Below are 220 nucleotides of genomic sequence, written 5' to 3' on the forward strand. Positions count from 1 at the left end.
GTCATGACAAGGTCTTTCATTTTTCCGTCTGTTCGTTCTAATTCGTCATTTGTATCTGTTAAACTGTAAACAACTTTGTTTCCTAAATCTTCAAATTTCACGCCGAATATAGAAATACCAAGTTGTGTAGCTTTCACTTGATTGTCCATTCCTTTTAGTTCACCGATAACAGCTTTAAATACGTCAGCAGCCGGACGTTTTCCAGCTTCAAACTCTTTCC

Annotated in this window: 1 protein-coding gene; it reads right to left on the bottom strand. The window is 37.3% G+C overall.

Annotated elements, in window-relative coordinates:
* A partial coding sequence (locus ACQRBL_RS33020; protein ID WP_427736515.1) for a hypothetical protein occupies window positions 1–220 on the bottom strand: 220 nt, incomplete at both ends.

Source organism: Bacillus sp. AF62 (genome assembly GCF_050312695.1).
Classification (GTDB): domain Bacteria; phylum Bacillota; class Bacilli; order Bacillales; family Bacillaceae_G; genus Bacillus_A; species Bacillus_A cereus.